The following is a 5719-nucleotide window of genomic DNA, read 5'->3' as shown; positions in this document are numbered from 1 at the left end:
GCCGTAGGGGGTGATGCCGAAACGCTGCCCGGCGGCGTGAACCGCCTGCCACACCATGCGAGCATCACCTGCCGGGACATTGATTTCAAAACCCAATTCGCCGGTGAAGCTCACCCGGAACAGCCGCGTCGGGGCGCCGCAGATACGCCCCTCGCGCACCGCCATATGCGGGAAGGCGTCGGGCGAAAGGTCGATCCCCTCGACCAGCGGCGCGATCACGTCGCGCGCGCGCGGGCCCTGTACCGCGATCACCCCCCAATGTTCGGTCGTGCTGGTCAGCCAGACGTCGAGGTCGCTCCATTCGGTCTGGAGATAATCCTCCATCATCGCCAGCACGCGCGCCGCGCCCCCGGTGGTGGTGGTGACGTGGAAACGATCCTCGGCCATCCGCCCCGCGACGCCGTCATCGGTGATGAACCCGTCCTCGCGTAGCAGCAGGCCATAGCGGCAGCGGCCCGGCTGGAGCGATTTCCACGGGTTGGTGTACATGCGGTTGAGGAATTCGGCGGCATCGGGGCCGACCACCTCGATCTTGCCGAGGGTTGAGGCGTCGAACATCCCCACGCCATCGCGCACCGCGCGACATTCGCGCGCCACCGCGGCGTGCATATCCTCGCCGCCCTGCGGGAAGTAACGCGCGCGGCGCCATTGCGCGACATTCTCGAACACCGCGCCGTTCGTCGCCGCCCAATCGTCGATCGCGGTCTTGCGCAGCGGCTGGAACAAGGCGTCCTTGTGATGCCCGATCAGCGCGCCGAAGGTCTGCGGAGTATAGGGCGGGCGGAAGGTGGTAAGCCCGACCTCGGTCACCGGCCGCGCCAGCGCCTCGGAGGCGATGCGCAGGCCGTTGAGGTTCGAGGTCTTGCCCTGGTCGGTCGCCATACCGTTGGTGGTGTAGCGCTTGATATGCTCGATGGAACGATAGCCTTCGCGTACCGCGAGCTCGATATCGCGCGACTTCACGTCATTCTGGTAATCGACGAATGCCTTCTGCTGATGCGCCGGTTTGGCCGAGGGCAGCGCCGCGACCGCCACGCCGCCGCCGAAATCCCAATCGCCGCTGCACGCGCCGACGCAGCGCACCCGTTCAATTGATTTATCAGGAAGATAGGCGCCCGAGCTATCATCCCATCGTAGCGGACCGCGCGCCTGACTCCATAGATGGACGCTCGGCGTCCAGCCGCCCGCCATCAGCAAGGCGTCGCACGCGATGCGTTGCGCGGCACCGGTGCCGCCCGGCGCGATCGTCACGCCGCTGACCGCCTTGCGCCCCGTCACCCCGGTCACCGCATAGCCGAGATGACAGGCGATCCCCGCCGCCTTCGCCGCAGCGAGCAATGCCGCATCGACCGTCTCGCGCAGATCGACGATCGCTGCGATCACCACCCCCGCTTCGGCCAGCGCCAGCGCGTCGCGCCAGCCGCTGTCGTGGACCGCCATTACCACCACGCGCCGCCCGACCGCGACGCCGTAGCGCAGCGCCAAGGTCCGCGCCGCCCCGGCGAGCATCACGCCGGGAACGTCGTTGCCGTCGAACACCAGCGGCCGCTCGATCGCGCCCTGCGCCAGCACGACCTCGCCCGCGCGGATCCGCCACAGCCGCTCGCGCGCGCCGTTGGCGTCGGTGGGCGCGAGATGATCGGTCAACCGCTCGACCGCGCCGATGAAATTCTGGTGATAGAAACCGAACGCCGTGGTGCGCGACAGGATGCGCACATTGGGCATCGCCGCGAGCCGCGCCAGCGCGTCCGCCAGCCACGCCCATTGTCCCGGATCGGCGAGCGCGCCGCCACCGACTTCCTCGCCTTCGTCGATCAGGATCACCCGGCCGCCGGCCTCTGCCGCCGTCAACGCGGCGTCGATGCCGGCCGGGCCGCCACCGACCACCAGCGTCTCGCAATGCGCGTAAGTCGCGGCATAATGATCGGCGTCGCGCGTCGTGGGGCTTTCGCCGAGCCCCGCCATCCGCCGGATCGCCGGCTCGTATAATTTCTCCCACGCGGAGCGCGGCCACATGAAGGTCTTGTTGTAGAAACCGGCCGGGAAAAAGGCGCCGAGCCGGTCGTTGATCGCGCCGAGGTCGAAGCCGAGCGAGGGATAACGGTTCTGGCTTTCGGCGACGAGCCCGCCATGCAGCGGCACCGACGGCGCGCGCAGGTTCGGCGTCGTTCGCCCCGTCCCGCGCGTCACCGTGACGAGCGCATTGGGCTCCTCCACCCCTGCCGCGAGCAGCCCGCGCGGGCGGTGATATTTGAACGACCGCCCGAACAAAGTGACCCCGCTCGCCACCAGCGCCGAGGCGAGACTGTCTCCCTCAAACCCGCGATAGCCGCGCCGGTCGAAGGTGAAGGCGATCGCCCGGCTGCGATCGATCCGCCCTCCCGCGGGCAACCGATAGCCGCTCACCGCCGCGCCTCGCCGGCCTTGTAGGTCGTTTCGATCACGTCGCTCACCGTATCGCGCACCGCGTTGAAGAAGCGACCGCAGCCGTGGGTATGCCGCCAGCGCTCATGATGCCGGCCGCGCGGGTTGCGGCGCAGATAGAGATAGCTTTCCCATTGCGTGTCATCGAGCGCCGACGGATCGAGCGGGCGCGCGATATGCGCCTCGCCGCCATAGACGAATTCCACCTCGGCGCGGTCCTCGTCGCAATAAGGGCAATGGATCAGCAGCATCGTTGGTCCGTTTCGAGATATCGCGCGCGCGCCACAACCGCCCCGTCACCCCGGCCTTGAGCCGAGGTCCATCGGGAGGCAGGCGCAGGACAAGAGGCTCTGGCCGCAGCATTGCGAGGCACAACGGACCCCGGCAAAGCCTGCCCCGAGCGCCTGCCTTGCAGGCGGTCGAAGGGGCCGGGGCGACCAAGGGAGGAGACAGGCATCCCGCCGCTCAATGCGCGACCGCCGCGGCGGCGGCCTCGTCGATCAGCGCGCCGTTGCGGAAGCGATCGAGGTTGAACGGCGCGTTGATCGCGTGCGGCGCATCATGCGCGATCGTATAGGCGAGCAGATCCCCCGCCCCCGGGGTCGCCTTGAACCCGCCGGTGCCCCAGCCGCAATTGACGTACAGCCCCGGCACCGGGGTCTTGCCGAGGATCGGCGAGCGATCCGGCGTCACGTCGACGATCCCGCCCCAGTTCCTGAGCATCCGCATCCGCGTGAAGATCGGAAAGATCTCGCAGATCGCCGCCAGATTATGCTCGATGATGTGGAGCGCGCCGCGCTGCGAATAGCTGGTATATTGGTCGGTCCCCGCGCCGATCACCAATTCGCCCTTGTCGGACTGGCTGATATAGGCGTGGACGCTGTTCGACATCACGACGCAGGGGAAGATCGGCTTGACCGGCTCCGACACGAGCGCCTGCAGCGGATAGCTTTCGAGCGGGAATTCGAGCCCCGCCATCTTCATCACCAGCGAGCTGCTGCCCGCCGCCGAGACGCCGATCTTCTTTGCTGCGATAAAACCACGTTCGGTTTCAACGCCTTGTACCGCGCCGTCAACACCGCGTCTGATCCCGGTGACCGCGCAATTCTGGATGATATCGACCCCCAGGGCCGCGGCGGCGCGGGCATAGCCCCAGGCGACGCTGTCGTGCCGCGCGGTCCCGCCGCGCCGCTGCAGCGCGCCGCCGAGCACGGGGTGCCGCGCATTAGGCGAGATATCGAGCGGCGGGCAATATTCGCGGCATTCCTCCGCGCTCAGCCATTCATTGTCGACGCCGTTCAGCCGGTTGGCGTGGATATGGCGCTTGAAGCTCTGCACGTCATGCACGTTATGCGCGAGCATCAGCACCCCGCGCTTCGAATACATGACGTTGAAATTGAGCTCCTGGCTCAGCCCGTCCCACAATTTGACGGCGTGATCGTAGAGGTGCGCGCTTTCGTCGTAGAGATAGTTGGAGCGGATGATCGTGGTGTTGCGCCCGGTATTGCCGCCGCCAAGCCAGCCCTTTTCGATCACCGCGACATTGCGGATGCCGTAGCGGCTGGCGAGATAATAAGCCGCGCCGAGCCCGTGCCCGCCCGCGCCGACGATGATCGCGTCATAGCTCGATTTGGGCGGTTTGTCGGGCCAATGCTCGGGCCAGTCCTGATGCCCGCGCAGCGCCTCGGCGAACAGGCTGAAGGCTGAAAAGCGCCGCATCACGCCCCCTGCACCGCGAGCGCCGCGACGCCGCGCTCGACGTAGAATGTCTTGAACGCGTCGACCAGTTTCTCCTCGACCGAATACATCCCCTGGCGGTAGCCGTCGCCGCGGATTCCGGCGTGGTTGAGGCTGGCGAGCTTGCTGTCCTGCTTGTTGGTCGCGCGCCACACCGCGGCGAGATTGTCGGGATCGTAATCGACCCCTTCGACCGCATCCTCATGCACCAGCCAGCTCGTCCGCAGCAAAGTCTTGTCGGGTCCCAAGGGCACGAGCGAGAAGGTCACGACATGATCGCAGCAGAAATGGTGCCACGAATTGGGCTGGGTCCAGATCGACAGGCTGGTCGGCTCCTCGCCGTGCGGCCAGATCAATTTCTGCGAGGCGACCTTGCCGTCGAGCGTCTGCGACACCGCGCCATGCGCCAGCGGCAACCGCGCGACACGATGCCACCAGCCGTCAGGAAACTCCACCAAATCACGGTAAAAGCCTAGTTCTTCCCAACGCTGGCGCTGTTCCTCGAGCATTGCGTCGAACTTCGCGTCGTCGACCACATCGGCCTCGCCATCCTCCGGCAGGCCTTTGCCGAAGCCATAGGTGGAAAGCGATTTGAGCAATTCGGGATGGCTGACATCGCAGTGATAACACTCGCGATTATTCTCCATCACCAGCTTCCAATTGGCCGGCTCGATCAGATCGTCCTGCACCGCGACCTTGAGGCGGCTGAGGTCGTAGAGCGCGATCTGCTCGGCAATATCGGCCTTCGCCCGATCAATCGGCGGTGGATTTTCGGCGAAGCAGACGAAGATCAGCCCGCCGATATTCTCCAGCGCGAGCGGGCGCAGGCCATAGGCCGATTTCTCGAATTCGGGCGGCATGTTGCGCGCGGCGAGCAATTTTCCGTCGAGCCCGAAGGTCCACTGGTGATAGGGACACATGATGCGCGGCACGTGCCCGGTCCGCGCGTCGCACAGTTTCGCGCCGCGATGCGTGCAGGTATTGTGGAACGCGCGCACCTCGCCGTCGCGCCCGCGCACGATGATCGCCGAGGTCTCGCCCAGCTCAAACAGATAGAAATCGCCCGGGTTCTTCACATGCGCGACGGTGCAGGCATAGAGCCACACCGATTTCAGCATCACCTCGGCATCGAAATGATAGGCTTCCTCGCCGACATAGAGCTGCTGCGGCAGCGAGAAGCCGGGGCGGTCCTGCTTCAGCAAATCGGCGATCGCGGCAAATCGGGTCATCGCGTCAGCTCCGCAACGCATTGTTCTCTGGATCGAAGGGCGAATCCGCGATCACCACCGCGCGATGCGGCTGGCCGAGAATGACGATCTCCATCTCGGTCCCCGGCGTAGCATGTTGCGGCGCGACCATCGCCAGCGCGAGCGACTTGCCCGTCCGCCAGCCATAACCGCCCGAGGTGGCGCGACCGATCAGTTCGCCGTCGCGCTGGATCGGCTCCGACCCGCGCGCATCGGCGTCGGTCACGCCATCCACCTCCAGCGTCACGAATTGCCACTTCAGCCCCGCCTCCTTGCGCGCGAGCAGCCCCGCGCGGCCGATAAAGTCGGGC

5 protein-coding genes are annotated in these 5719 nt (G+C 66.4%); all 5 read right to left on the bottom strand.

Annotated features, from left to right (window positions below; all coding sequences use genetic code 11):
• On the bottom strand, positions 1-2406 hold a 2406-nt coding region (locus BGN95_RS16340; RefSeq protein ID WP_286773351.1), incomplete at its 3' end, for a 2Fe-2S iron-sulfur cluster-binding protein.
• Positions 2403-2675 (bottom strand): sarcosine oxidase subunit delta, encoded by a 273-nt coding sequence (locus tag BGN95_RS16335; protein WP_286773350.1) that lies wholly within the window; start codon positions 2673-2675, stop codon positions 2403-2405. The genes BGN95_RS16340 and BGN95_RS16335, both read right to left, overlap by 4 nt.
• A gap of 214 nt (positions 2676-2889) precedes the next feature.
• A complete protein-coding gene (locus BGN95_RS16330) occupies positions 2890-4143 on the bottom strand; it encodes a sarcosine oxidase subunit beta family protein (protein ID WP_265312403.1) in 1254 nt (417 codons plus the stop codon).
• Positions 4143-5390, bottom strand: a complete 1248-nt coding sequence (locus BGN95_RS16325; RefSeq protein WP_286773349.1) for an aromatic ring-hydroxylating oxygenase subunit alpha — start codon at positions 5388-5390, stop codon at positions 4143-4145. Before BGN95_RS16325 ends, BGN95_RS16330 begins: the two co-directional genes overlap by 1 nt.
• Positions 5391-5394: 4 nt before the next feature.
• Positions 5395-5719, bottom strand: a 325-nt coding sequence (locus BGN95_RS16320; RefSeq protein ID WP_286773348.1) for a glycine cleavage T C-terminal barrel domain-containing protein, incomplete at its 5' end; no start/stop codon positions are given.

Origin of the sequence: Sphingomonas sp. 66-10 (genome assembly GCF_001897045.1) — a bacterium.
Lineage (GTDB): Bacteria > Pseudomonadota > Alphaproteobacteria > Sphingomonadales > Sphingomonadaceae > Sphingomonas > Sphingomonas lycopersici.
This window is presented reverse-complemented; position numbering and strand designations above follow the sequence as displayed.

Bases quoted from the DNA above. Each gene is read 5' to 3' on its own strand.
- BGN95_RS16330 (WP_265312403.1), bottom strand. From the start codon at position 4,143: ATGCGGCGCTTTTCAGCCTTCAGCCTGTTCGCCGAGGCGCTGCGCGGG.
- BGN95_RS16325 (WP_286773349.1), bottom strand. From the start codon at position 5,390: ATGACCCGATTTGCCGCGATCGCCGATTTGCTGAAGCAGGACCGCCCC.
- BGN95_RS16335 (WP_286773350.1), bottom strand. From the start codon at position 2,675: ATGCTGCTGATCCATTGCCCTTATTGCGACGAGGACCGCGCCGAGGTG.